The sequence below is a fragment of the Acidovorax sp. genome, from assembly GCF_046339755.1.
Lineage (GTDB): Bacteria > Pseudomonadota > Gammaproteobacteria > Burkholderiales > Burkholderiaceae_C > Acidovorax.
Map to the genome: position 1 here is coordinate 1 of NZ_JBKDTZ010000209.1, position 22,199 is coordinate 22,199.

Consider the following 22,199-nt stretch of genomic DNA (forward strand, 5'->3'; position numbering starts at 1 on the left):
CACCCCAGGACCGAGCATCGCAGGCTGCCCCCTCGCCACCGGCGAGGGGGACACGGGCAGCGGGGTCGCCTTTCTTTGGGGTACGTTTCTTTGGCGACGCAAAGAAAGGTACCTCGGCCGCCGGGCCGAGACCCGGCCTCCGCCCTCAATCAAGGCATGCAGCAACAACAGACAACTGGCCAACGCCTGCGACGCCTCGGTACCACCGCGACGCACCAGCACCAAAAAGCTCGAACAGCACTCAGGCCGACAGCGCCTGCTCTACCGCCAGCTTGGCCGCGTCCAGGCCACTGAAAAAGCGCGTGGGCTGGGGCTGGGCCTTGGGCAAGTGTGGCGGCGGCGGCCACAATCGCTCGTCCGTCCATCCGGCGGTCCACCCGCCAATGTCCTTGCGCTTCACGGAGCAGACGGCCTGGCCGTCCACCGTCGCGACCCAGGTGGTAGGCGGGTTGTGGTTCCAGATGACATCTGCCATGGCGCCCTCCAACAGTTGACTGACTGCAACATATTGTAAGAACGCCATCCCCGTCGGGCACTGGTGGTTCCCCGACTGCGCCACGCCAGCCATTTGCCGATGGCCTGGAAAGCTACAGCAACTTCCCCAACTTCAACACCCGCCCCTTGCAGTAGCCCAAAGCCCTCATGGAACCCCAACGCGGTCTCGGCAACGAGACCACCTGAGCAAGGGCCGCGCCATGGGAAGCAGAGGCAAAACAAACGACAAGGCGGTTGTACGAATGCCCGGCCGCAGCCCGCTTGCTCAACGCACGGCAGCCGTCCCCAGCGCAAACTTCGCAGCGCGCACCACGGCGGCGGCATCCACCCCGAAGAACTCCCGCAACGCCGCCCGCGTATCGCTGCGCCCGAAGCCATCGGTGCCCAGCGTGATGTACTTGCGCCCCTCGGGCACAAAGGCACGCACTGTCTCCGGCACGGCGCGCACATAGTCGGTCGCAGCAATCACCGGTCCGCTTGTGGCGGCCAGCTGTGCTGCAAGCCAGGGGGTACCCGGCTGATCTTCTCCCGCGATGGCGCGCTGCTCGCACGCCACGCCGTCGCGCGCCAGTTCGCTCCAGCTGGTCACGCTGACCACCGTGGCGGTGATGCCTTCGGCGGCCAGTTGCTGCGCCGCCTTCACCACCTCGGTGAGGATGGCGCCCGAGCCCAGCAACGTCACATGGCGGGCCGTGGCCGCAGAGGCGCCCTCGGCCTCGAAGCGCCGGAACACGTAGCAGCCGCGCAGCACGCCCTCGTGCGCCCCCTCGGGCAGGTCGGGCTGGGCGTAGTTCTCGTTCATCAGCGTGACGTAGTAGAAGACGTCGCGCTGCTCGGTCACCATCTCGCGCATGCCGGCGTCGATGATCACCGCCATCTCACCCGCATAGGCCGGGTCGTAGGCCTTGCAGTTGGGGATGGTCGCGGCCACCAGGTGGCTGCTGCCGTCCTGGTGCTGCAGGCCCTCGCCGCCCAGCGTGGTGCGGCCCGAGGTGGCGCCCAGCAAAAAGCCGCGCGCCCGCTGGTCGGCCGCGGCCCAGATGGCATCGCCCACGCGCTGGAACCCGAACATCGAGTAGTAGATGTAGAACGGCAGCATGGCCAGGCCATGCACCGTGTAGCTGGTGGCGGCGGCCGTCCAGCTGGCGATGGCGCCGGCCTCGCTGATGCCCTCTTCGAGGATCTGGCCATCGAGCGCCTCGCGGTAGCTCAGCACCGAGCCGATGTCCTCGGGCGCATAGCGCTGGCCCACGCTGCTGTAGATGCCCACCTGCTTGAACAGATTGGCCATGCCGAAGGTGCGCGCCTCGTCGGCCACGATGGGCACGATGCGCGGGCCCAGCGTGGCGTCCTTGAGCAGGCTGCCCAGCATGCGCACAAAGGCCATGGTGGTGCTCATTTCCTTGCCATCGGCCCGCAGCGCGAACTGCGCGTAGCTGGCGATGGCGGGCACGGGCAGCGCCTCGCAGGTGGTGTCTCGGCGCGGCAGGTAGCCGCCCAGGGCCTGCCGGTGGCTGCGCAGGTAGCGCATCTCGGGGCTGTCCTCCGCGGGCTTGAAAAAGGCCAGGCTGGTGGCCTGCTCGTCGGTGAGCGGCAGGTTGAAGCGGTTGCGGAACTCGATGAGATCGGTCTCGTCCAGCTTCTTCTGGCTGTGCGTGGTCATCTTGCCCTGGCCGGCCGTACCCATGCCGTAGCCCTTCTTGGTGTGCGCCAGGATCACCGTGGGCTGGCCCTGGTGGCGCGCGGCAGCGGCGTACGCGGCGTGGATCTTCACCAGGTCGTGCCCGCCGCGCTTCAGGCGGTCGATCTGCTCGTCCGTCATGCCCTGGGCCAGGGCCGCGAGCTCGGGGTTCTGGCCAAAGAAGTTGTCGCGGTTGAAGCGCCCGTCCTTGGCCGCAAAGGTCTGCATCTGGCCGTCCACCGTGCCTTCGAGCGTGCGCACCAGCGCGCCCGTGAGGTCGCGGGCGAACAGGCCGTCCCAGTCGCTGCCCCAGACCAGCTTGACCACGTTCCAGCCCGCGCCGGCGAACAGGCGCTCCAGCTCGTCGATGATGCGGCCGTTGCCGCGCACCGGGCCGTCCAGCCGCTGCAGGTTGCAGTTGACTACCCAAACGAGGTTGTCGAGGCCCTCGCGCGCCGCCAGGGTCAGCGCGCTCATGCTCTCAGGCTCGTCCATCTCGCCATCGCCGAACACGCCCCAGACCTTGCGGGCCGTGCAGTCGAGCAAATTGCGGTGCGTGAGGTAGCGCATGAAGCGCGCGTGGTAGATGCTGCTGATGGGCCCGATGCCCATGGACCCCGTGGGAAACTGCCAGAAGTCCGGCATCAGCCAGGGGTGCGGGTAGCTCGACAGGCCCTGCGCGCCCGCGCCCGGCGCCGTCAGTTCCTGGCGGTAGTGCATCAGGTCCTGCTCACTCAGGCGCCCTTCGAGGAAGGCGCGCGCATACACGCCCGGCGCGCTGTGCGGCTGGAAGAACACCAGGTCGCCCCGGTGCTGGCCCTCGCCCAGCCCTTCCCGCGCCCGGAAGAAGTGGTTGAACCCGCTCTCGAACAGGTCGGCAGCGCTCGCGTAGCTCGCGATGTGCCCGCCCAGTTCGCCATAGGCCTGGTTGGCGCGAACCACCATGGCCAGCGCATTCCAGCGCACGATGGAGGCCACGCGCTCCTCGATGGCCAGGTCGCCGGGGAAGACCGGTTGGTCCTGCACGGCCACGGTGTTCACATACGGCGTGTTCAGGTCCGGCTGCCAGCCCACGCGGCCCGCGCGCGCCAGGCGCACCATTTCCTGCAGCATGAAGCGCGCACGCTCGGGCCCCTCGGTCGCGACCAGGGCCAGGAAGGCATCGCGCCATTCGGCGGTTTCTTGGGGGTCCGTATCGGCCAGCGCGGAGGCCGATGCGGGCGTGAGCAGGTGGTGGTGTGCGGTGGGGGCGTTCATGCCACAACTGTAGCCCTTGCGCCCCCGAATGGGATGCCGTTTTGGCCCGCCCAAGCCCCGGGTGCAGCATTTCATGCGGCAAACGACCTACACTGCAGCACATGAAGCTGGATACCCTGGATTTGCGCATTCTGGCCGAGCTGCAGGCCGACGGCTCCCTGTCCAACGTGGAGCTGGCGCGCCGCGTGCACCTGTCACCCTCGCCCTGCCTGGCGCGCGTGAAGGCGCTGGAGGCCGCGGGCGTCATCAGCCGCTACGTGGCCCTGGCCAGCGCGGCCGCCCTGGGCCTGGGGCTCAACGTGTTCATCAGCATCAGCCTGAAGACGCAGAGCAAGGAAGCGCTAGGCGACTTCGAGCAGCGCATCGCCGAGCACGACGAGGTGATGGAGTGCTACCTCATGAGCGGCGACAGCGACTACCTGATCCGCGTGGCCGTGCCCGACATCGGGGCGCTGGAGCGTTTCATCCTGGACCGGCTGGCCCCTATCCCCGGCGTGGAAAAGATCCGCTCGAGCTTTGCGCTCAAGCAGGTGCGCTACAAGACGGCGCTGCCGCTGCCCAAGGCATAGAACCCGCAGCCGCCTCCCTCATTGCGCGCGCGCGGTGCTCGGCGGGTGCCCGATGATGCGCTTGTATGCCCGGCTGAACGACGCTTCCGATTCATACCCCAGCCGGTTGGCCGCCACCGCCACGCGCATGCCGTCGCGCGCAATCCAGCGGCGCGCCTGCGACATCTTGACCTTGGCCACGTAGCGCGCCGGGCTCTCGCCCATGGTGCGCGTGAACGACTCGGAAAAGCGCGAGCGCGAGGCGCCCATCAGATCGGCCAGCACGGGCACGTTCCAGTCGCGCTCGGGGTCGGCATGGATGGCGGCGATCACCTTGCCGATGCGCGGGCAGCGCACCGCCGCGATCCAGCCCGTGGGGCTGTTGCAGCTGCACTCCACCCAGGCGCGGATGATGCTGGCCGCCAGCGCAACGGCCAGCCGCGCCAGGATGGCGCAGGCGCCCATGCGGTCCTGCGCCACCTCGCGCTCCATCGCTTCGAGCAGCACGGGCACCATGGTGTCGCGCCGGGCCAGGTCGCCGGCCAGCATCACCTCGGGCATCATGGCCATCAGCGGGTGCAGCGGATCGAGGTTGAAGCGCAGCGCGCCGCAGAACATCACGTCGGGCGCCTGCGGCGGGGGCGGTGCAATGGCATCAGCGACAAGCCGGTCCGCCCGGGCAGGGTCGCGCCCGTCCACCAGGTAGATGTTTTCGGCCACGGCCTTGCGCGCCAGCGAGTCGATGTCCACCGGCGGCACGTCGGGCGAGCTGGCCATCACGTGGAAGCTGCCATGCGGCAATAGCACCGCATCGCCCGGGTTCAGGCGCTGCCACTCGGTGGTGGGCGTGCGCAGCCAGGCCCCGCCATGGCCCACGAAGTGAAACCGCGCCGAGCGCTGCGCCGGAAAGGCAATGGCCCAGGGCGGGTGCAGCACGCAGCGGCCATACTCCACGCCGTCCAGGCGCAGGCCGAGCAATATCTGGGTCAGCAGGTCCGGCGGCTCGGCAAAAGGCTCCTGGGCGACCTGGTCGAAGGGGCGGGACAAAAAGTCAAGCATTTCGGCTTTTAGGGCATGGAAACGCCTGAATCTTATTCCTACCATGGCCTTCCATCCATCCCCAGGGCCTTTCCCGTGTCTTCATCCCCTTCCTGCTCGACCTGCCTCGATGCGCCTGCCGGCGCCCTGGCCGATGCTGCACCCAACAATCCCCCGCCACCCGCCGCAGAGCCCACCGAGGCGCGCTGGACAGCCGTCGCCTCCATGGCGCTGGGCGTGTTCGGCCTGGTCACGGCCGAATTCCTGCCCGCCAGCCTGCTCACCGCGATGGCCAGCGACCTGCGCGTGAGCGATGGCGCGGCCGGCCAGGCCGTCACCGTCACCGCGCTGGTGGCGGCCGTGGCCGCGCCCTCGCTGCCGCTGCTCACGCGCCGCATCGACCGGCGATGGGTGATGCTGGCCTTCACGGTGATGCTGGTGCTATCGAACGCCCTCTCCGCCCTGGCCAGCAACCTGCCCACACTGCTGGTGGCGCGGGTGGCACTGGGCATCGCTCTGGGCGGCTTCTGGTCCATGTCGGCCGCGCTGGCCATGCGGCTGGTACCGGCCTCGCTGTTCGCGCGGGCCATGTCCTTCATCCTCACCGGGGTGTCGGTGGCCACCGTGTGCGCGGCACCCATCGGCGCGTGGATGGGCGATATGTGGGGCTGGCGCAGCGCTTTCATCGCGGCCGGCGGCATCAGCCTCATCACGCTGGCCGTGCAGCTGGTGGCCCTGCCCGCCCTGCCCCCGCGCGACAACCCCAACCTCCAGGTGCTGGGCGAGCTGCTGCGCCGCCCACCCGTGCGCGTGGCGCTGCTGGCGGTGCTGCTGGTCATCTCGGGCCACTTCGCAGGCTTCACCTACATCCGCCCGCTGATGGAGCAGGTCACCCACCTGTCGGTGACCACCATCACGGCCGTGCTGCTGGGCTATGGCGTGGGCGGCTTCTTCGGCAACTTCGTGGGCGGCTGGATCGCCGGGCGCAGCGAGCGCCAGGCCATCGTGGCCGGCGGCGCCGTCATCGCCGTGCTGGCCGCCACGCTGCTGGTGGCCGGTCAATCGGCCGCCATCACGGCCGTGGCCGTCACGCTGTGGGGCTTTGCCTTCGGTGCCTTCCCGGTCGGCTTTCAGACCTGGATCGTGCGCGCCGCGCCCGACCAGGCCGAGGGCGCGGGCGGCCTGCTGGTGGCGGCCTTCCAGATCGCCATTGCCAGCGGCGCCATCTTCGGCGGGCTGATGGTGGACCACGTGGGCGCCCTGGGCGGCCCGGCCTTCGCGCTGGCGGCCCTCACACTGGGCACGTTGCTCACGCTGCGCCACGGACCTCGTCCTGCAGGAGCATGAGCATGGCCAACCTGACCAACCGCCGCATCACGCTGGCCGCACGGCCCGAGGGGCTGCCTGAACCGAAGCACTTCGGGCTGGACACGCAGCCCGTGCCGGAGCCCGCCGAAGGACAGGTACTGCTCAAGACGCTGTACCTGTCCATCGACCCCTACATGCGCAACCTGATGGACCCCATCGGCCCGGGCTACGCCCCGCCCGTGGAGATCGGTGCGCCCATGGTCGGCGGCACGGTGAGCCGGGTCACCGCCTCACGCAACGCGCAGTTCCGCGAAGGCGACCTGGTGCTGGCCAATGCCGGCTGGCAGGACTACGCCCTGTCCGACGGCAGCGACCTGCTGGCACTGGGCGACGCGGCCCAGCCCTCGCAGTCGCTGGGCGGCCTTGGCATGCCGGGCTTCACCGCCTATGTGGGACTGCTCGACATCGGCCAGCCGAAGCCGGGCGAAACCGTGGTGGTGGCCGCTGCCACCGGCGCCGTGGGCGCCATCGTGGGCCAGATCGCCAAACTCAAGGGTGCGCGTGTGGTGGGCATTGCCAGCGGCGCCGACAAGTGCCGCCATGCCGTGCAGGAACTGGGCTTCGACGCCTGCCTGGACCGGCGCGAGCCCGATCTGCCCGAACGTTTGGCAGCGGCCTGCCCGCAGGGCATCGATATCTACTTCGAGAACGTGGGCGGCGAGGTGTTCGACGCGGTGCTGCCCCTGCTCAACCTGCACGCCCGCGTGCCGGTGTGCGGCTTCATCGCGCACTACAACGACAGCACGCCCGCGCCGGGGCCGGACCGTTTGCCCCGGCTCACCGCCACGCTGCTGCAAAAGCGCGTGCGCATGCAGGGCTTCATCATCCTGGACCACTACGGCGAGCGTTTCGACACCTTTCGCCGCGAGATGGCCGGCTGGATCGCCCAGGGCCAGGTGCGCCTGCGCGAGGACATGGTGGACGGATTGGAGAACGCGCCCCAAGCGCTGCGCAAGGTGCTGCAGGGGCAGAACTTCGGCAAGACGGTCGTGCGCGTCGCCGACTAGGTTGGCCGGCCGCTAAGGCGCTTTGGCCGCCGGTGCCGATTTGCCCGCAGTGGCCTGTGGCTTGGCCTGAGCCCCCTTGCCCGCCGCCTTGGGCACCACACCGGTGGCCACGCGCTTGCGGAACTCGGCCAGGCGGGCCTTGAGGCGCTTCTCGTTGTCGGGCCCCATGCGCACCAGCATCTTCTGCCCGCTCGACAGGGCCTGCAGCTCAGGGTCCACGAACTCGTAGCGCACCCAGGGCCGGGTCGATGTGACCTCCCCCTTCACCTCCGTCAGTTGCACCAGCAGCGGGCCGGTGGGCTCGGGCGTCTTGAGCAAATGATCGAGCACGGCCACCAGTCGGTCGTTGAAGTACTTGCCCGGGTAGCCCAGCTCTTCGTAGGCCTGCTGGAACAGCGGGTACAGCCGCGCATACACGGCCACGGCCTGGTCGATGGGGATGGCCTCGGCAAACGCCACAAAAGCACCGTAGCGCCCGGCGTTTCCGTCCGCAATGGCCAATTGGCCTTGCGTGCCGGGCACGCCCTCCACGGCAAAGCGGCGCGGCGCCATCTGCACCGGCCACATGCGCGCGGGCGCCTGGGCGCGCGGCAGGTTGTCCACCGTGGCCACCACACGGCGCACAAAGCCGTCGAGCTGCAGGAATGAGCCCACCGAGGGTTGGCCCAGCAGCTCGGTCAGCGCCTGGGCCACGGCCACATCCGACTCGGCCAGGGCGGGCAGCGGGGCCGCATCGGCCTGGGCCAGGGGATCGATGAGGTTCTGAGGCCCCGTAGGTTCCGATGCAGCCGCCACAGGGGCCGATGCCGGGGCTTCGGGCGGCGCCGCGGCAGCCGGCGGCTCGGCCGCTGTGTTGTTCCTGGACTGCCATTGCCACCAGGCGTAGCCTGCGCCCACCAGGGCCAACACCAGCACACCCGCCACCCACACCGTCGCACCGCCCGTGCTGCGTGGAGGTGCCGGTCGGTGGTCGCTGCGCAGTTCAGAGAAGTCGCGGTCGGGGTCGAGCACTGGATCGGGCATGCAGGGGTCCTTGCGTCATGGCCCGGGGTGCGGCCAACGCAGCCGCCCGGGTCATGGCCTGAACATTGGAAACCCTTTAGGTTCCAGCAAGAGGTAACGCCCTGTTTTCGTCATGGGCACGCTGCACCCACGCAACAGCGCCCGCACCACGCGGCGGATTCCTACAGCGCCTGCAACCAGTCCACCGTAGCCGCCAGTTCGGCCGGGCGGATCTCGTGCATGCCCGGGAACTCGCGGTAGTGGAGCGCGACGGGCAATTGCGCAAAGTGCTCGCGGATGGCATGCGCCTGCGCCAGCGGAATCACGTTGTCCTGCTGGCCATGGCTCACCCACAGCTGCTTGCCCTGCAGCGCGGCGGCCGGCGCGGCTGCGGGCAGCACCTGGGGCAGCAGGCGGCTGTGCCACACCATGGCCGCCTGCAGCAGTGCGGGTTGCGTGAGCAGCAGCGACAGCGCCATGATGCCGCCCTGGCTGAACCCGCCCACCACCACGCGGCTGGCCGGCACGCCCAGTTGGGCCGCAGCGGCTTCCACCGCCTGGGCCACCAGCGCACGGCTCTGCAGTTCCTGCGCCTCGTCGATGCGGCGCTCGCCATTGGGCAAGACCGAGAACTCGAACCAGGCATTGGCCTCCGGCCCCATGCGGAACGGCGCGCGCAGGCTCAGCACGTGAAAGCGCCCGGGCACATGCGGCGCCAGGCCGAACAGGTCCTCTTCATTGCTGCCCACGCCATGCATCAGCACCAGCAGCCAGGGCTCGGCGGTGCCGGAGGCGGCGGGGCGGTGCAGATAGGTCAGTGGCAATTGGGGTGCAGTCATGAATCTTGGTATTGGAAAGATGCCGGAGAGCGGCGAACAATGCTCAGTGTGCCGCAGGCTGCAACGCAAAAGCATCCATGGACAACATGCTGTACATCACCTCGCGGCTCAGGTACTGCGGCTGCAGGTCGTCGCCCGCCGCGCCCAGCGCGAAGAAGATGGGCAGAAAGTGGTCTTCCGTGGGGTGCGCGCGCGTGGCGTGCGGGGCCTGGCTGCGGTAGTTGAGCAGCGCCTGCATGTCGCCCCGGGCCAGCGCGTCCTCGATCCAACGGCTGAACTCCAGCACATAGGGCGCCGGCTCGCGCGCGCCGCCAAAGAACTCGGACAGGTTGTGCGTCATGCTGCCCGAACCCACCACCAGCACACCCTGGCTGCGCAGCCCGCGCAACGCCGCGCCCAGCGCGACCACCTCGGCCTGGCCCGCGCTGGCGGGCAGTGCCACCTGAACCACGGGCAGGTCAGCATCGGGGAACAAATGCATCAGTGGCACCCAGGCGCCATGGTCGAAGGGCCGCGCCGCATCGCCCTGCGCGGCCACACCCGCAGCCTGCAGCAGCGAGAGCACCTCCTGCGCCAGGGCAGGCGATCCCGGGGCCGGGTACTGCAACTGGTACAGCGCGGGCGGAAAACCGCCAAAGTCATGCCAGGTGGCCGGCTGCGGCCCGGTCATCACCTGCGGGCTGCGCGCCATCCAGTGCGGCGACATGATCACCACGCCGCGCAGCCCGGGGAACTGCGCCCGCAGCCCCTGGCCCCACTGCGTGAGCGCAGGGCCGGTGGTACCGGCATCGATGGCGAACAGCGGCGCGCCGTGCGAAACGAACAGGGCGGGCACGTTGGTAGGCGACGAAGAAGGCGCTTGGGTGGTGGCGGACATGGGGCGTACTTTCTTCAGGGTCTGAGAGGTACTGTAGGACTTACCACGGCTGAGACCAAGCCCCGGGGGTCAAACGGATTGTTGCGATTTCGGCACCAATGCAGACCCTGACACGCTGGCACGCCCCAAGACAAACGCACCCCGAAGGATGCGTTTGGGTGTCCCCGCCAGTTGGCGGGCAGGCGAATGGGAATTCGCCTCAGTAAACCACCACCTTGCCCGTGGAGCGCGGACTGTAGCAGTCGTTGTAGAAGTACTCGCCGGGCTTGTCGAACGTATGCTGGGCCGACTGTCCGGGGGCCAGGCGGAAGTTGAAGCGGCCTTCGAAGAACTGCGTTGCGCAGTGCACGCCGGTGTTGCCGGCCGGGTTGGTGAACGTCACCGTCGTGTTGGCGGGCACGCGCATCCAGGTCGGTGTCACCGCGTTCACCGCGCCGGACTCCACCGCCCCCGGCGCATTGGTCGCCGTGGGGATGCGGCCCAGGATGACGGTGTTGGGCGTCGGCAAGGCGGCGCCTTCCACAGGGTTGCCGGACACGGGGCGGCGGACCTGCGGCGGGATGGGCGCAGGTGCTGGTGCCACGGTCCCGCCCACCTTGAAAGCCCAGAGGTAGTCACCCCGTGGTGCATCGCTGTACGGAATGGACGTGCCGCCCGCGTACACCGCCACGTATTGCTCGCCATCGATCTGGTAAGTGACCGGGCTGGCGCTGATAGCCGCACCGGTCTGGAAGCGCCACAGCTCCCGTCCGTTCTCGGCCTCCATCGCCAGCAGGTTTCCGTCCGGCTGACCGATGAACAGCAGGTTCGAAGCCGTGGTGAGGATCCCGTTGCCATGGGCGAGCGAATACGGCATCTGCTTCTTCCAGCGAACGAGGTTGGTGCTCGGATCGACGGCCACCACCGCACCGGTCACGTACGAGCCGGGTGGCCGCAGGCCATTGCTGGACTCGCTGAGCGAATGCGCGGCACCTACGTACCCCATGCCCGTGTAGACCAGGCCCGTGGAGCGGCTGAACGACTGGTGGTTCCAGTTGGCCCCGCCGCCGTGGCCCGGCATGGACAGGATCGGTATGTCCCAGTGCGGATCGAAGAGGCAGCCGGTCTGGTAGTTGGGCACCGCACGGTTGGGGTCGCCGGGCACCTCCGTGCCCAGGGGTTGCTGCACCACGCACAGCTCGGTGAAGCCACCCTGCTTGGGATACGGCTGCGTCGGCCAGGTGGCCTGGCGCGCGTCCTGCTTCACGGGCCGCTCTTCGATGCCCAACGGCGCGCTGCCATCCTTGCGATCGAGGATGTAGTACATCCCGGTCTTGCTGCCGTAGATCACCACCTTGCGCTCACGCCCTTCGATCTGCACATCCGCCAGCACGGGGGACATCACGTTGTCCATGTCCCAGATGTCGTGGTGCACCGACTGGAAATGCCACTTGTAGGCGCCGGTGGTCAGGTCCAGAGCGACGATCGAGTTGGAGAAAAGATTCTGCCCAGGCCGCTCCGAGCCGTCCTGCGACGAACCGCCGCGCACGTTGCCGAAGGTCCAGTACACCAGGTTCAATTCAGGGTCCACGGCGGGGTGGATCCATGGCGTCGCACCCGTGCGCTTGGCTTCCTCCGCACCGCCCCAGGTTTCGTAGCCACGCTCGCCCTGGCGAGGTATGCCCCAGAAGTAGTTCAGCACATTGCCGTTGGTGGCATCGGCGGCGAAGGCGGCCCCGCGGTTGCCATCGTTGGTGCCCACATGCAACCGGCGGTTGTGGTACACGATGGCCACCTTCTGGACGGAACCCAGGTAGTTCGGGTCGGCGGCGTCCGACGGGTACTGCTTGATCCAGGCCACCGCGCCCGTGTCCTTGTTCAGCGCCACCAGGCGGTTGCCGTTCGCAACGGTGTAGACCAGGCCCAGGTCCTTGGCCACGGCCACGCCGCGGCGGGTGATCACGCCGTAGGGCGTGGTCCACTTCCACTTGGTCGCACCCGTCTTGCCATCCACGGCAATCACGTTGCCCAGCGCCGATTCGATGTAGATCACGCCATCGACCACCACCGTGGTGCTCTGGTTGGTTCCGGTGTTCAGGCCGCCTTCGATCCGGTTGGTCCATGCGCCCCCCAGGTTGGCGACGTTCTGCTTGCCGATCTGCGCCAGCGCCGTGTAGTTCTGGTTGCCCAGGTTGCCGCCGACCTTCGGGAAGTCCTTGTCTCCCGCAGTACAGCAGTTCTGCAGGTCTGCCGCAGCGCCAGCAGCGTTTGCAGGGCCGCCATTGCTTCCCCCGCACCCGTGCAGGAAGGCGGCCGAGGCCAATGCCACTGCCGTGAGCGAAACAGCCGTGGTGAGTTTCTTGTGCATTGATGTCTCCTTGCAGATGAAACCAGCGTGCTATTTCGCCGCCGTGCAGAACGGGGTGAGTCCCATCACGGACTTCACGCCCTGCACCACGAGCTTCTGAAATGCCTGCGCGCCCGGTCCCTCGGAATTGGCCTGGAACGAGTGCGTGTTGTGGCCCAGCGTGGTGAGCCAGGCCCGGCCGCCGTCGTAGTACTGGCACCATGCGACCGGGTGGAAATCCTTGTGGCCAGGATGCCGGCTGGCGGTCAACGGATCGAGGGTGGCGGTATCCACCTTCGCGAGGAACTTCACGTTCGTCGGAAACGGCGTGAGGTTGTACCACTCGTCCTGGAACGCGAACCGTGCCGGCACGCCCTGGGTGGAGGGGTCGTCCGCCAGTATCTGCACGTCACCATTGCGGTTGGGGGCATGGTTGTAGAAGTTGGCGTTGCCCAACAGGCCCTCGTAGTACGGCCAGTTGTATTCGGCCCCGAACGCATTGTGCAAGCCCACGAAGCCGCCCCCGCGCCGCATGTAGTTGCGCAGCGCGGTGCGGGCGGCATCGTTGCTGGTGGTGACGGCTTCGTTCCACAGCGTATCGCGGTTGGAGCTGGCGAACACCACCGCCTTGTAGTTGTTGATGCGGTTGGCGATCACCGTGACGTCTTCCGTCCAGTCTGCGGCAATGCCCGCTTCCTCGAACATCCGCTTGAGGCCCGCCTGCATGACGTTGTCCGCATTCATCGCCGGATTGAGCCCGGCGGCCATCGGGGTACCCAGGTTCGCGTGGCGCGGCCCCGCAGTGCGCGAATAGATCAGTACCCGGTTGGGGGTGCTGGCGAAGGCACCCCAGTCGTTGTAGCAGGCCGGATCGACCCCGCGGCACACGTTGTAGTACGGGTCGATGCTGGGGGCCACCACCGTTTGCGGGTCGGAGTCGCCGCCGCCACAACCCGCCAATCCCATCAAGACCGCTGAAAGCATGCCCGCCAGATGCAGGGCGCGTGCCGAAGTGTTCAAAGTTGTCTCCTGTGTGGTTCTGCGTTTGTCGGAACAAAGGTCTCCCCCGTCCGCCAACGCATACTAAACACAATGGAAACATTTTCCAATATGGAAACTCTTTCCTTTTTACACTTGAAAACACTTTTTCAAAGGGTTAGCAGGTACCTCCGGTCCAGGGGAGCAAGGGGCAAGTCATGGCCGCCAGTTCTTCTCAGGGGCGCTTGCGAAACAGAGCGGAAGCGCCACTGGCCCGTGAAACCTCTGCCGCAGTCGAAAGGATGTCGGGAGCCAGCTTGGCCATGCGCTGCTCGGTCAGTCGCACCATGGGGCCGGCGATGGTGACGACTCCGACCGCCACCCCATCGGCGCCAAACACCGGCGCAGCCATGGCCGTCATGCCGGGGGAAAAGACCTCGACAATCGTGCTGTAGCCTTTGTCACGCGCTGCGTTCACATAGTCCATCACGGCTGCAATGGAGGTTGGCGCATTCGGGCCGAAGTCACGGGGATCGCACAGGCCTTTTCGCGCCACGAGGGAGAGCGCATCGTCTTTCGGCAGCGTGGAGAGCCATGCATGGCCCGCGGCACTGCACGCCAGCGTGACCGACAGGCCCATGTCGGGGTCGTACCGCAACCCATGGCGGGCACCCTGCGCCTTGGCGACGAAGATGAGCTCATCGCCGTCCACGACAGCCAGGCGCACCAGTTCCCCGGAAACGCTCGCCAACTGGTCGAGCAGCGGCTGCGCCAGATCGACAACTCCGGTGCGGCTCAGGTAAGCAAGCCCGATCGACACCATCTTGGTGGTGAGCCGGTAGTGGCCATCACGGGCGTCCTGCGCCACATAGCCGTATCGGATCAGGTCGGCCAGCAGGCGGTGGGCGGCAGACAAGGGGAGCTCCAGACGGCCCGCAAGCGCCGATACCGCGCTTCCTTCAGGGTGTTCGGCCAGGTACTCGAGAACCTTCAGGCTGCGCTCTACTGCTCCGCTCATTGCACCACTCCACCGGTTCAACATCCCGGCACAGCAGGACTGTAGCAACCTCCCGAATCAGATTCCGCGCGGGAAAACTGTCAGACCATCCATGGCGTGTCGCCCAGTTGCCCGCGCACCGTCCCAAGTTGGCGGAAAACGGTCTGGTTCACGCCGTGCGCCGGGTCGCGCCGCTCAATCCACGACCCTGCCCCGCAACGCCTTCGTCGCGCTGCGCTGGCTCTTGCCCTCCAGCCGCCGCTGCTTGGAGCCATAGGTCGGCTTGGTCGCCCGCCGCACGCGCGGTGGCGCGGCCACGGTGTTGACCAGGGCGTTCAAGCGCTCCATCGCATCCGCCCGGTTCATGTCCTGGCTTCGGTACTGCTGGGCCTTGATGACGACCACGCCCTCCTGGGTGATGCGCGCATCGCGCAGGGCCAGCAGGCGCTCCTTCACCCCTTCGGACAACGAAGACGCGGCGATGTCGAAGCGCAGGTGTACGGCGCTCGATACCTTGTTGACGTTCTGCCCGCCCGCGCCCTGGGCGCGCATGGCGGTGATCTCGACCTCGCGCTCGTCCACCTGCAGTACGGCCACCTGGCCGTTGATGCGCGGGGCCTCCTGCGGCGGGCGGGGTGGGCGCGGGGCGGCCTCGGGCACAGCGGCGATGGGCGGAGCCTTGGGTGCCTCAGTGGTCATCGCGCGCTCACTCGGCTCCATCTGCCAACGCCGCCAGCAGTTCCCGCAAGAAGGCCTCAGGCCGCTCGAACTGCACCCAATGCCCGGAGCCGGCCACCAGCACCATGCCGCGAAAATCGGGCGTGGCGGCGGCGTACGCGGCCTCCAGCTCGGCCATGAAGCCCTGGTACAGCGCATCGTCTTCCCCATAGATCACATGCACCGGGCAGGTGACTGCGGGCAGCGAGCGGGCCAGGATGTCGGTGCGCGCCAGGCGGCGGCGCGTCATGCGGTCGCGCACCACATTGCCCACATGCACTTCAAGCGCCAGGCCCTCGACCAGGGCCGGGTCGCGCAGCATCAGCGCGGCCAGGTTGTAGCGGTGCATGTCGAGCTGCTCGGCTGGCGGCAGGTGGCGCCAGCCCTTCAGGCGCACGGGCCGCTCGGCCACCACGCCCATGGCGGGGGCGCCCACCACCACCAGCTGGCGCGCCAGCTCGGGGTGGGCCGCCAGCAGGAGCCCGGCGGTCAGCCCGCCGAAGGAAAAACCCACCAGGTCCACCGGCCGCGGGCCGAACAGGGCGCGCAGCCCATCCGCCATGGGCTCGACGAGGGCATCGGCATCGCCGCCCGTGGGCGGGGTGGCCGAATCGCCAAAGCCCGGCAGGTCGGGTATCCAGACCTGGCGGCCCGCAGCCACCAGCGGTTCGATGTTGCGCACCCAGTGTGTCCAGCTGCCGCTGCCGCCGTGCAACAGCACCAGGGGCGGCACATTCGCATGCGCCTCGCCCCAGCTGTGCCAGACCGTCTCACCACTGCCGCAGGGCGTGGTGTGGCGCTGGGCCAGGGCACGCAGCCGGTCAATCTCGGGGGACGGCAGGCTGGCGACCGGGCGATCATCCCGACCTGGGGCCGTGGTGTCCTCTTCTTCCTCGACCCCAGCCGCCATCACATACCCGCCAGGCCGTCGATGGCCAGCGCGTAACCGCGCACGCCAAAGCCGCACATCACGGCGTTGGCCGCTGCGGCGATGTAGGAGTGGTGGCGAAAGGGCTCGCGCGCATGCACATTGCTGATGTGCAGCTCGATCAGGTTGATGGCCGTGCCCTTGGTGGCGTCGTGCAAGGCCACGCTGGTGTGGGTGTAGGCGCCGGCATTAATCACCACGCCAGCCAGTTCACCGGCGGCATGCAGGCGGCCGGCCTCGTGGATCCAGTCGATCAGGGCGCCTTCATGGTTGCTCTGGTGAAAGCGCAGCGTGAAACCGTGGCGCTCGCAGGCCTCGGCGCACATCTGCTCCACATCGGCCAGGGTGTGCGCGCCATACACGGCGGGTTCGCGCGTGCCCAGCAGGTTCAGGTTGGGGCCATTCAGGACAAATACGGTCTTTTTCTGGTTCGCAGACATGCATGCACTCCGGGCGTTGGTGGGGCCTGACCATCTATTGAAAGGACGGCCAGGCAGCCTTTGGTTCTTGCCAACGCGGGATTATGCGGTGCCCGTCACCGTATTCGCCTTCAGCCTGGCACTGCAGCACAGGGGGCTGCGCTGCCAGGCGATGAGGCCCTCAACCCGAATGGGGAGGACTCAGCGGTCCCAGCGGCCACGGCCGCCGTGGCCGTGGTGATGGTGGTGGCCGTAGCCGCCGCCACGGTAGTAGTACCGGGGTGGGGGCGGTGCGTAGTACACGGGCGGGGGCGGTGCGTAATACACCGGTGCCGGTACCGAGTACACAGGGCGCGGCGCATAGTAGACAGGCGCCGGGGCCGAGTACACGGGGTAGCCGCTGTTCACGCCCACCACCACGCCTGGCGAACTCAGGCCTATCGACCAATTGACATCGCTGCGGGCCTGGGCCGAGCCAGCGGCTGCAAACAGCGCCAGGGCCACACCGGCGGCAGCGGCCACGGATTGGATAGAACGGGTTTTCGTCATGGAAATCTCCTGGTAGTGGAGGCTGCCCTGATCTCAGGATCGCCTCACTGGTACTCAACGCACCAGATGTCCGAAAGGATGGCACGAAACACCATCTTTATTGTTTCTTTACGTACACGTGAGTGCGCACTCCTGGGCAATAGTTCACGCCAGACCGTTGTAACAGGGCAAAGCGGCCAGGAAAAGGGCGGCGCAAGGTGCCCCTCCGTTCCCATTTGGGGGCCGGTGGCACCATTGCAACCCTGCGCGTCACCCGGGCACGCTGCAGTGCAGCAGACGGGCCAGCCACCCCCTAAAATGGACCAATGACCACGTCCACCCCAGCAAACACCCCTGCCGCAGCACCCGAAGCGGCCCTTGAGACCGCCAAGACGAGCAATTTCCTGCGCCAGATCATCGAAAACGACCTGGAAAAGGGCACCTACGCCAGCCGCCAGTGGGGTGGTACGCCGGGCGATGCCGCCCACCACGCCAAGGGCCAGCCCGACCCGGCCAAGATCCGCACGCGCTTTCCGCCCGAGCCCAACGGCTACCTGCACATCGGCCACGCCAAGAGCATCTGCATCAACTTCGGCCTGGCACGCGACTACGGCGGCGTGTGCCATCTGCGCTTTGACGACACCAACCCTGAAAAGGAAGACACCGAGTACGTCAACAGCATCATCGACGCCGTCAAATGGCTGGGCTTCGACTGGAACGGCAGCCCCGACGCCGCGCCCTACCAGGCCAGCGATTATTTCGACTTCATGTACCGCGCGGCCGAGTACCTGGTCGAGGCCGGCCACGCCTACGTGGACGAGCAGACCGTGGAGCAGATGCGCATCAACCGCGGCGATTTCGGCAAGCCCGGGGTGGACAGCCCCTTCCGCAGCCGCACGCCGGCCGAGAACCTCAAGCGCTTTCGCGAAATGCGCAATGGCGAGCACGAGGACGGCTCCATGGTGCTGCGCGCCAAGATCGACATGGCCAGCCCCAACATCAACATGCGCGACCCGGCGATCTACCGCATCCGCCGCGCCACGCACCACAACACCGGTGATACCTGGTGCATCTACCCGATGTACACGTATGCCCACCCCATCGAGGATGCGCTGGAGCAGATCACCCACAGCCTGTGCACGCTGGAATTCGAAGACCAGCGCCCCTTCTACGACTGGGTGCTGGAGCGTTTGACCGAAGGCGGCCTGCTGGGCAACCCGCCCCCGCGCCAGTACGAGTTCTCGCGCCTGAACCTCACCTACGTGATCACCAGCAAGCGCAAGCTCGCCCAGCTGGTGTACGACCACAAGGTCAGCGGCTGGGACGACCCGCGCATGCCCACCATCGTCGGCCTGCGCCGCCGCGGCTACACGCCCGAATCGCTGCAGGTCTTTGCCGAGCGCATCGGCGTGACCAAGAGCGACAGCTGGATCGACTACAGCACGCTGGAAGGCTGCCTGCGCGAAGACCTGGAACTCAAGGCCTTCCGCGGCATGGCCGTGCTCAACCCCGTCAAGTTGGTGCTCACCAACTGGGACGAGGTCATGGGCGCCGGCCACCTGGAGGACTGCACCCTGCCCTCGCTGCCCCACCCGCCGGAAGGCGTGGAAAGCCCCGACCGCCACTTCACCATCGGCAAGGAAGTCTGGATCGAGCGCGAGGATTTCGAGGAAGTGCCCCCCAAGGGCTACAAGCGCCTGTTCCCAGGCAACAAGGTGCGCCTGAAGGGCGGCTACGTCATCGAATGCACCGGCTGCAACAAGGATGCCGATGGCAAGATCACCGAAGTGCTGGCCACCGTGGTGCCCGACACCAAGAGCGGCACCCCCGGCGCCGACAGCGTGAAGGTCAAGGCCGCCATCACCTGGGTGGGCGTGGCCGACGGCGTCAAGGCCGAAGTGCGCATCTACGACCGCCTGTTCCTCGAAGCCCAACCCGACGCCGGCGGCAAGGACTTCATCGAAGGCCTGAACCCCAACAGCCTGAAGACCGTGACCGCCATCGTGGAGCCGTCTCTCGGCCATGCCCACAAGGACGACAAGTTCCAGTTCGAGCGCCACGGCTACTTCGTCGCCGACCGGGTGGACCACGAGCCGGGCAAGCCGGTGTTCAATCTGGCGGTGGGGTTGAAGGACAGCTGGGGCAAGTAAGCCCCTCTACGAACACAGGCGCCTCGGCGCCTTTGTTCTTAGTGAGGCCTGTGGTCTCGACACAGCAAAGGCACAATGCATCTGTGAGCGACCACGCAAACACCGCAGCACAAGCTCAGGCCATCATCATTGCCGGTCCCAATGGCGCTGGCAAAACGACGTTCGCGCGCGAGTTCCTACCAGCGGAAGCCCGGTGCCCCGTGTTCGTCAACGCGGACCTGATCGCCGCGGGCCTGTCGCCCTTTGCCCCCGAAGTAGCCGCCATCAAGGCGGGGCGCATCATGCTGGCGGAAATCGATGAACATGTAGCCCACAGACGCAGCTTTGCACTGGAAACCACCCTGTCCGGCCGCACCTATGCCACCAAGATCCGGCATTGGCGCACCCTGGGCTACCGGGTGAACCTCTTTTTCCTGCAACTGCCCAATGCAAACATGGCCATCGAACGGGTGCGCTTGCGGGTGTCGCAAGGCGGACATAACATCCCTGACGAGGTCGTGAAGCGGCGGTTTGATGCCGGGCGGTTCCATCTGGCCCACACCTACCAGCCTATCGTCGATGCCTGGTTTCTGTATGACAACCAGCACCGCCAGCCATTGCTGCTGGCGCAAGGTACCAATCCATGAGCACACCGACTATCGACGCACAGTCCGCTACCGACGACCTGGCCCAGGCTGCATTGGCAGCGCTTACCAGGGCGGGCTTGCGCGCAGCAGAAGAGGCGCGCAAGGCAAACACCCATATGGTGATCACCGTAGAGGGTGAGGTGCAGCACATCAGCCCCGAGGAATACGTCAGCCAGCGCCAAATGCCGCAAAAATCTCCCGCGTGACAGCGGACCCGCGTACTGTCAGCCCTTCCCTACCCCACCCATCGCACTCAGCCGATCCCCGCCCGGGCCCGCCAGCGGCACCATGGACCCTTGTTCCTGCAACAACGGAGATCCCCAGGCCCACGACAACCCACCAGCCCCTCATCGCTCTGGAAACCCACGTCTGGCAAGCCATGGTCGACGAGAACATCAGCGCCGCCACCGACCTGCTGGCCGAGCCCGCGATGATGGTCAGCAGCCATGGCGCGCTCAAGTTCGACCGCGCCATGTACGGCAAGATGGCCAAGGAAGGCCCGATGGTGGTCACCGCTTTCGAGTTCAGCGACATGCAGGTGGAGTTTCCGACCGATGCCATGGGCATCCTGACCTACCGCGTGAAGCAGGGTGTGGCGCCGCGCGGCGACAAGGCCAAGGCTACCGAACAGGTGATGCACGACAGCTCCACCTGGATACACGCTGACGGACGCTGGCAGTGCGTGATGCACACCGAGACGCCGGTCGATGATTCGATGGAGTTGCCGACCAAGCACTGATGGCAGGAATGGATGGGGCGCAGAGGTTCTAAGATCGGCGGTTCTCTTCCATCAAACCGTACCGATTTCCTCATGAATTTCGCCGCACGCCTCCAGCAACTGCCCTCCGCCTCCCACCTCGCCTCGCTGCAACTGCTGGGCGCAGATGGCCAGGTGATCGCCACCATCGAGAACAAGCCCGGCCAGACCGGCTCGCTGGTGGTGTATGCCGCGCTGGCTGCGCTGTATGGCGGCAGCATCACGCCCAAGGCGGCTGCCCTGGGCCTGGAGTGGTATGCCGAGCATGTGGCCGATGCCAAGGCCTCCCCGGGCAAGCACCCCAACATCGACCGCCTGCTGGGCTGGGCCGAGGGCAGCGAAAGCTACCGCGCGCAGGTGATAGCGCAGGCCTGATAGCCCCTCACCGGGCCAAAGCCGGCCCGGTCATCAGCGGCTTACTTCAGCCACTTGTCGGAGGCACCCTTCAGGATACCCCGGCTGTCGATCTGGCCCCACACGAAGTTCATCACGCGCGTGTAGTCCGCATCGTCCTTGGGCAGCATGAAGCCCAGGTAGCTCTTGGGCGTGAGCGGTGCGTCGATGAAGGCGGCGTGCAAACGCGGGTCGACCTTGCTGTAGACCAGGGCCTCGTAGGTCTCGGTGATCATCACGTCGCCCTTGCCTTCGGCGATCAGTGCCGGGATCTCGGCGTTCTTCTCGTGCGTGCTCACTTGGGCGGCCTTGAGGTTCTGCAGCACATAGGTCTCGTTGGTGCCGCCCGGGTTTTTGATCACACGCACGTTGGGCTTGTTCAGGTCGTCCACGGTGTTGTACTTGGCCTTCTCGGCCGAGCGCACCAGGGCCACCTTGCCGAAGGGCGCGTAGCCCGGCAGCATTTCGATCAGGCGGATGCGCGCCACATTGCGCGTGATGCCGCCGACGGCAATGTCGAACTGGTCGGCCTGCAGGTCGGCCATCAGCTTGGGCCAGGAGGTCTGCACGTACTCGATCTTCACCCCCAACTCCTTGGCCATGGCCTCGATCACGTCGATGTCGTGGCCCGACAGGCCGGCGTCGGTCTTGATGGCGAACGGCCGGTAGTCGCCCGGCGTGCCTACGCGCAGCACCTTGGTCTCCATGATCTTGTCCAGGCGCGGGCCGGCCTGGGCGGCGTTGCTCAGGGCAAGGGTGGCGACCACGGCGGCTGCGGCCAGGGCGAGGGCTTTCTTGGCGATCATGTGAGGGCACTCCGAAGGATTGGGGGTAAAGGGATCAAGGCTGCGCGCGACCGCCACCGTCTGCGCGGGCGATTCGCAACAAAAGGATACTGCAGACAACGAGGACATTGCAGGTACGCATGCGCCGTCACTCGGACCGGACCGAATGCGGTTACCCTGACCACATCCATTTATTGCCCATATCCAACAGGAACACTCCCATGGCCAACAAGAAACTCAAGGTCACCATCGAACTCGAAATGTCCGTCCCCGAAGACTGGGAGCTGGTCGAAACCTCCGAAGGCACGCCCGTGCTGAGCCTGCCCGACGGCCGCTACATGGACATCGCCATAGAGCCGCTGTTCGCCACCGACCCCGAAGAGCTGTGGAGCAGCACCGACGACGAAGACGCACTGCACGAGGTGCTGGACATGGTGGACAGCGAGGCCGTGACCTACGAATTCGTGAAGCACTGAGACCTGC

23 protein-coding genes are annotated in these 22,199 nt (G+C 67.0%); 9 read left to right on the forward strand and 14 right to left on the reverse strand.

Going from position 1 to position 22,199, the window contains the following annotated elements; all coding sequences use genetic code 11:
• Positions 1-241: 241 nt before the first annotated feature.
• Both ACK59X_RS17055 and mdeB read right to left on the reverse strand, forming a co-directional pair.
• The gene (locus ACK59X_RS17055; RefSeq protein ID WP_409959056.1) at positions 242-475 is read right to left on the reverse strand and encodes a hypothetical protein; all 234 of its coding nucleotides are present in this window, start codon (positions 473-475) and stop codon (positions 242-244) included.
• Between the two features lie 285 nt (positions 476-760).
• Entirely contained in the window at positions 761-3,433 is a 2,673-nt protein-coding gene (gene mdeB, locus ACK59X_RS17060) for an alpha-ketoglutarate dehydrogenase (RefSeq protein ID WP_409959058.1), read from the reverse strand.
• A gap of 101 nt (positions 3,434-3,534) precedes the next feature.
• Here mdeB and ACK59X_RS17065 point away from each other — a divergent pair, with 101 nt between their 5' ends.
• Positions 3,535-4,002, forward strand: a complete 468-nt coding sequence (locus tag ACK59X_RS17065; protein WP_409959060.1) for an Lrp/AsnC family transcriptional regulator — start codon at positions 3,535-3,537, stop codon at positions 4,000-4,002.
• Between the two features lie 18 nt (positions 4,003-4,020).
• Here the strand turns inward: ACK59X_RS17065 and ACK59X_RS17070 are convergent, their stop codons facing one another.
• Complete coding sequence (locus tag ACK59X_RS17070; protein WP_409959062.1) at positions 4,021-5,040, reverse strand: AraC family transcriptional regulator; 1,020 nt, start codon at positions 5,038-5,040, stop codon at positions 4,021-4,023.
• 75 nt (positions 5,041-5,115) lie between these two features.
• Here ACK59X_RS17070 and ACK59X_RS17075 point away from each other — a divergent pair, with 75 nt between their 5' ends.
• Positions 5,116-6,366 (forward strand): MFS transporter, encoded by a 1,251-nt coding sequence (locus tag ACK59X_RS17075; protein ID WP_409959064.1) that lies wholly within the window; start codon positions 5,116-5,118, stop codon positions 6,364-6,366.
• Entirely contained in the window at positions 6,363-7,394 is a 1,032-nt protein-coding gene (locus tag ACK59X_RS17080) for an NADP-dependent oxidoreductase (RefSeq protein WP_409959066.1), read from the forward strand. Before ACK59X_RS17075 ends, ACK59X_RS17080 begins: the two co-directional genes overlap by 4 nt.
• A 12-nt stretch (positions 7,395-7,406) precedes the next feature.
• Here the strand turns inward: ACK59X_RS17080 and ACK59X_RS17085 are convergent, their stop codons facing one another.
• The 10 genes from ACK59X_RS17085 to ACK59X_RS17130 all read right to left on the reverse strand — a co-directional run bounded on the left by ACK59X_RS17085 (position 7,407) and on the right by ACK59X_RS17130 (position 17,026).
• Positions 7,407-8,417 carry a DUF3014 domain-containing protein gene (locus ACK59X_RS17085; RefSeq protein ID WP_409959067.1) on the reverse strand — a complete coding sequence of 337 codons (1,011 nt, stop codon included), beginning with the start codon at positions 8,415-8,417 and terminating at the stop codon, positions 7,407-7,409.
• Positions 8,418-8,578: 161 nt separating this feature from the next.
• Entirely contained in the window at positions 8,579-9,235 is a 657-nt protein-coding gene (locus ACK59X_RS17090) for an alpha/beta hydrolase (RefSeq protein ID WP_409959069.1), read from the reverse strand.
• Positions 9,236-9,278: 43 nt separating this feature from the next.
• Positions 9,279-10,112, reverse strand: coding sequence for a DODA-type extradiol aromatic ring-opening family dioxygenase (locus ACK59X_RS17095; protein ID WP_409959071.1), 834 nt, complete (start codon positions 10,110-10,112; stop codon positions 9,279-9,281).
• A gap of 199 nt (positions 10,113-10,311) precedes the next feature.
• Positions 10,312-12,459 (reverse strand): PQQ-binding-like beta-propeller repeat protein, encoded by a 2,148-nt coding sequence (locus ACK59X_RS17100; protein ID WP_409959073.1) that lies wholly within the window; start codon positions 12,457-12,459, stop codon positions 10,312-10,314.
• 30 nt (positions 12,460-12,489) lie between these two features.
• Positions 12,490-13,458 carry a ThuA domain-containing protein gene (locus ACK59X_RS17105; RefSeq protein ID WP_409959075.1) on the reverse strand — a complete coding sequence of 323 codons (969 nt, stop codon included), beginning with the start codon at positions 13,456-13,458 and terminating at the stop codon, positions 12,490-12,492.
• A 193-nt stretch (positions 13,459-13,651) separates the two neighbouring features.
• Positions 13,652-14,434 carry an IclR family transcriptional regulator gene (locus tag ACK59X_RS17110; protein WP_409959077.1) on the reverse strand — a complete coding sequence of 261 codons (783 nt, stop codon included), beginning with the start codon at positions 14,432-14,434 and terminating at the stop codon, positions 13,652-13,654.
• 174 nt (positions 14,435-14,608) lie between these two features.
• Positions 14,609-15,112: an alternative ribosome rescue aminoacyl-tRNA hydrolase ArfB gene (arfB, locus tag ACK59X_RS17115; protein ID WP_409959079.1), complete on the reverse strand. Its 504-nt coding sequence runs from the start codon at positions 15,110-15,112 to the stop codon at positions 14,609-14,611.
• Between the two features lie 7 nt (positions 15,113-15,119).
• Positions 15,120-16,040 (reverse strand): alpha/beta fold hydrolase, encoded by a 921-nt coding sequence (locus ACK59X_RS17120; RefSeq protein WP_409959081.1) that lies wholly within the window; start codon positions 16,038-16,040, stop codon positions 15,120-15,122.
• The gene (gene aroQ, locus ACK59X_RS17125; RefSeq protein WP_409959082.1) at positions 16,040-16,498 is read right to left on the reverse strand and encodes a type II 3-dehydroquinate dehydratase; all 459 of its coding nucleotides are present in this window, start codon (positions 16,496-16,498) and stop codon (positions 16,040-16,042) included. Before aroQ ends, ACK59X_RS17120 begins: the two co-directional genes overlap by 1 nt.
• 180 nt (positions 16,499-16,678) lie before the next feature.
• Complete coding sequence (locus tag ACK59X_RS17130; protein ID WP_409959084.1) at positions 16,679-17,026, reverse strand: hypothetical protein; 348 nt, start codon at positions 17,024-17,026, stop codon at positions 16,679-16,681.
• A gap of 305 nt (positions 17,027-17,331) precedes the next feature.
• Between ACK59X_RS17130 and ACK59X_RS17135 the strand changes: the two genes are divergently transcribed.
• From ACK59X_RS17135 to ACK59X_RS17155, 5 genes are all read left to right on the forward strand, one after another.
• Positions 17,332-19,155 carry a glutamine--tRNA ligase/YqeY domain fusion protein gene (locus ACK59X_RS17135; protein WP_409959086.1) on the forward strand — a complete coding sequence of 608 codons (1,824 nt, stop codon included), beginning with the start codon at positions 17,332-17,334 and terminating at the stop codon, positions 19,153-19,155.
• An 83-nt stretch (positions 19,156-19,238) separates the two neighbouring features.
• Positions 19,239-19,781: a zeta toxin family protein gene (locus tag ACK59X_RS17140; RefSeq protein ID WP_409959088.1), complete on the forward strand. Its 543-nt coding sequence runs from the start codon at positions 19,239-19,241 to the stop codon at positions 19,779-19,781.
• Positions 19,778-19,987: a hypothetical protein gene (locus ACK59X_RS17145; RefSeq protein WP_409959090.1), complete on the forward strand. Its 210-nt coding sequence runs from the start codon at positions 19,778-19,780 to the stop codon at positions 19,985-19,987. Before ACK59X_RS17140 ends, ACK59X_RS17145 begins: the two co-directional genes overlap by 4 nt.
• 149 nt (positions 19,988-20,136) lie before the next feature.
• Entirely contained in the window at positions 20,137-20,520 is a 384-nt protein-coding gene (locus ACK59X_RS17150) for a nuclear transport factor 2 family protein (protein ID WP_409959157.1), read from the forward strand.
• Between the two features lie 72 nt (positions 20,521-20,592).
• Positions 20,593-20,913 carry a DUF2322 family protein gene (locus ACK59X_RS17155; protein ID WP_409959092.1) on the forward strand — a complete coding sequence of 107 codons (321 nt, stop codon included), beginning with the start codon at positions 20,593-20,595 and terminating at the stop codon, positions 20,911-20,913.
• A 41-nt stretch (positions 20,914-20,954) separates the two neighbouring features.
• Here ACK59X_RS17155 and ACK59X_RS17160 read toward each other — a convergent pair whose 3' ends face one another.
• Positions 20,955-21,737, reverse strand: coding sequence for a transporter substrate-binding domain-containing protein (locus ACK59X_RS17160; protein ID WP_409959094.1), 783 nt, complete (start codon positions 21,735-21,737; stop codon positions 20,955-20,957).
• Positions 21,738-21,937: 200 nt separating this feature from the next.
• On the opposite strand from ACK59X_RS17160, the gene ACK59X_RS17165 reads away from it, so the two are divergent.
• Complete coding sequence (locus tag ACK59X_RS17165; RefSeq protein WP_409959096.1) at positions 21,938-22,192, forward strand: hypothetical protein; 255 nt, start codon at positions 21,938-21,940, stop codon at positions 22,190-22,192.
• Positions 22,193-22,199 lie beyond the last annotated feature (7 nt).

Bases quoted from the DNA above. Each gene is read 5' to 3' on its own strand.
- ACK59X_RS17055 (WP_409959056.1), bottom strand. From the start codon at position 475: ATGGCAGATGTCATCTGGAACCACAACCCGCCTACCACCTGGGTCGCG.
- mdeB (WP_409959058.1), bottom strand. From the start codon at position 3,433: ATGAACGCCCCCACCGCACACCACCACCTGCTCACGCCCGCATCGGCC.
- ACK59X_RS17065 (WP_409959060.1), top strand. From the start codon at position 3,535: ATGAAGCTGGATACCCTGGATTTGCGCATTCTGGCCGAGCTGCAGGCC.
- ACK59X_RS17070 (WP_409959062.1), bottom strand. From the start codon at position 5,040: ATGCTTGACTTTTTGTCCCGCCCCTTCGACCAGGTCGCCCAGGAGCCT.
- ACK59X_RS17080 (WP_409959066.1), top strand. From the start codon at position 6,363: ATGAGCATGGCCAACCTGACCAACCGCCGCATCACGCTGGCCGCACGG.
- ACK59X_RS17085 (WP_409959067.1), bottom strand. From the start codon at position 8,417: ATGCCCGATCCAGTGCTCGACCCCGACCGCGACTTCTCTGAACTGCGC.
- ACK59X_RS17090 (WP_409959069.1), bottom strand. From the start codon at position 9,235: ATGACTGCACCCCAATTGCCACTGACCTATCTGCACCGCCCCGCCGCC.
- ACK59X_RS17095 (WP_409959071.1), bottom strand. From the start codon at position 10,112: ATGTCCGCCACCACCCAAGCGCCTTCTTCGTCGCCTACCAACGTGCCC.
- ACK59X_RS17100 (WP_409959073.1), bottom strand. From the start codon at position 12,459: ATGCACAAGAAACTCACCACGGCTGTTTCGCTCACGGCAGTGGCATTG.
- ACK59X_RS17110 (WP_409959077.1), bottom strand. From the start codon at position 14,434: ATGAGCGGAGCAGTAGAGCGCAGCCTGAAGGTTCTCGAGTACCTGGCC.
- arfB (WP_409959079.1), bottom strand. From the start codon at position 15,112: ATGACCACTGAGGCACCCAAGGCTCCGCCCATCGCCGCTGTGCCCGAG.
- ACK59X_RS17120 (WP_409959081.1), bottom strand. From the start codon at position 16,040: ATGGCGGCTGGGGTCGAGGAAGAAGAGGACACCACGGCCCCAGGTCGG.
- aroQ (WP_409959082.1), bottom strand. From the start codon at position 16,498: ATGTCTGCGAACCAGAAAAAGACCGTATTTGTCCTGAATGGCCCCAAC.
- ACK59X_RS17130 (WP_409959084.1), bottom strand. From the start codon at position 17,026: ATGACGAAAACCCGTTCTATCCAATCCGTGGCCGCTGCCGCCGGTGTG.
- ACK59X_RS17135 (WP_409959086.1), top strand. From the start codon at position 17,332: ATGACCACGTCCACCCCAGCAAACACCCCTGCCGCAGCACCCGAAGCG.
- ACK59X_RS17145 (WP_409959090.1), top strand. From the start codon at position 19,778: ATGAGCACACCGACTATCGACGCACAGTCCGCTACCGACGACCTGGCC.
- ACK59X_RS17155 (WP_409959092.1), top strand. From the start codon at position 20,593: ATGAATTTCGCCGCACGCCTCCAGCAACTGCCCTCCGCCTCCCACCTC.
- ACK59X_RS17160 (WP_409959094.1), bottom strand. From the start codon at position 21,737: ATGATCGCCAAGAAAGCCCTCGCCCTGGCCGCAGCCGCCGTGGTCGCC.
- ACK59X_RS17165 (WP_409959096.1), top strand. From the start codon at position 21,938: ATGGCCAACAAGAAACTCAAGGTCACCATCGAACTCGAAATGTCCGTC.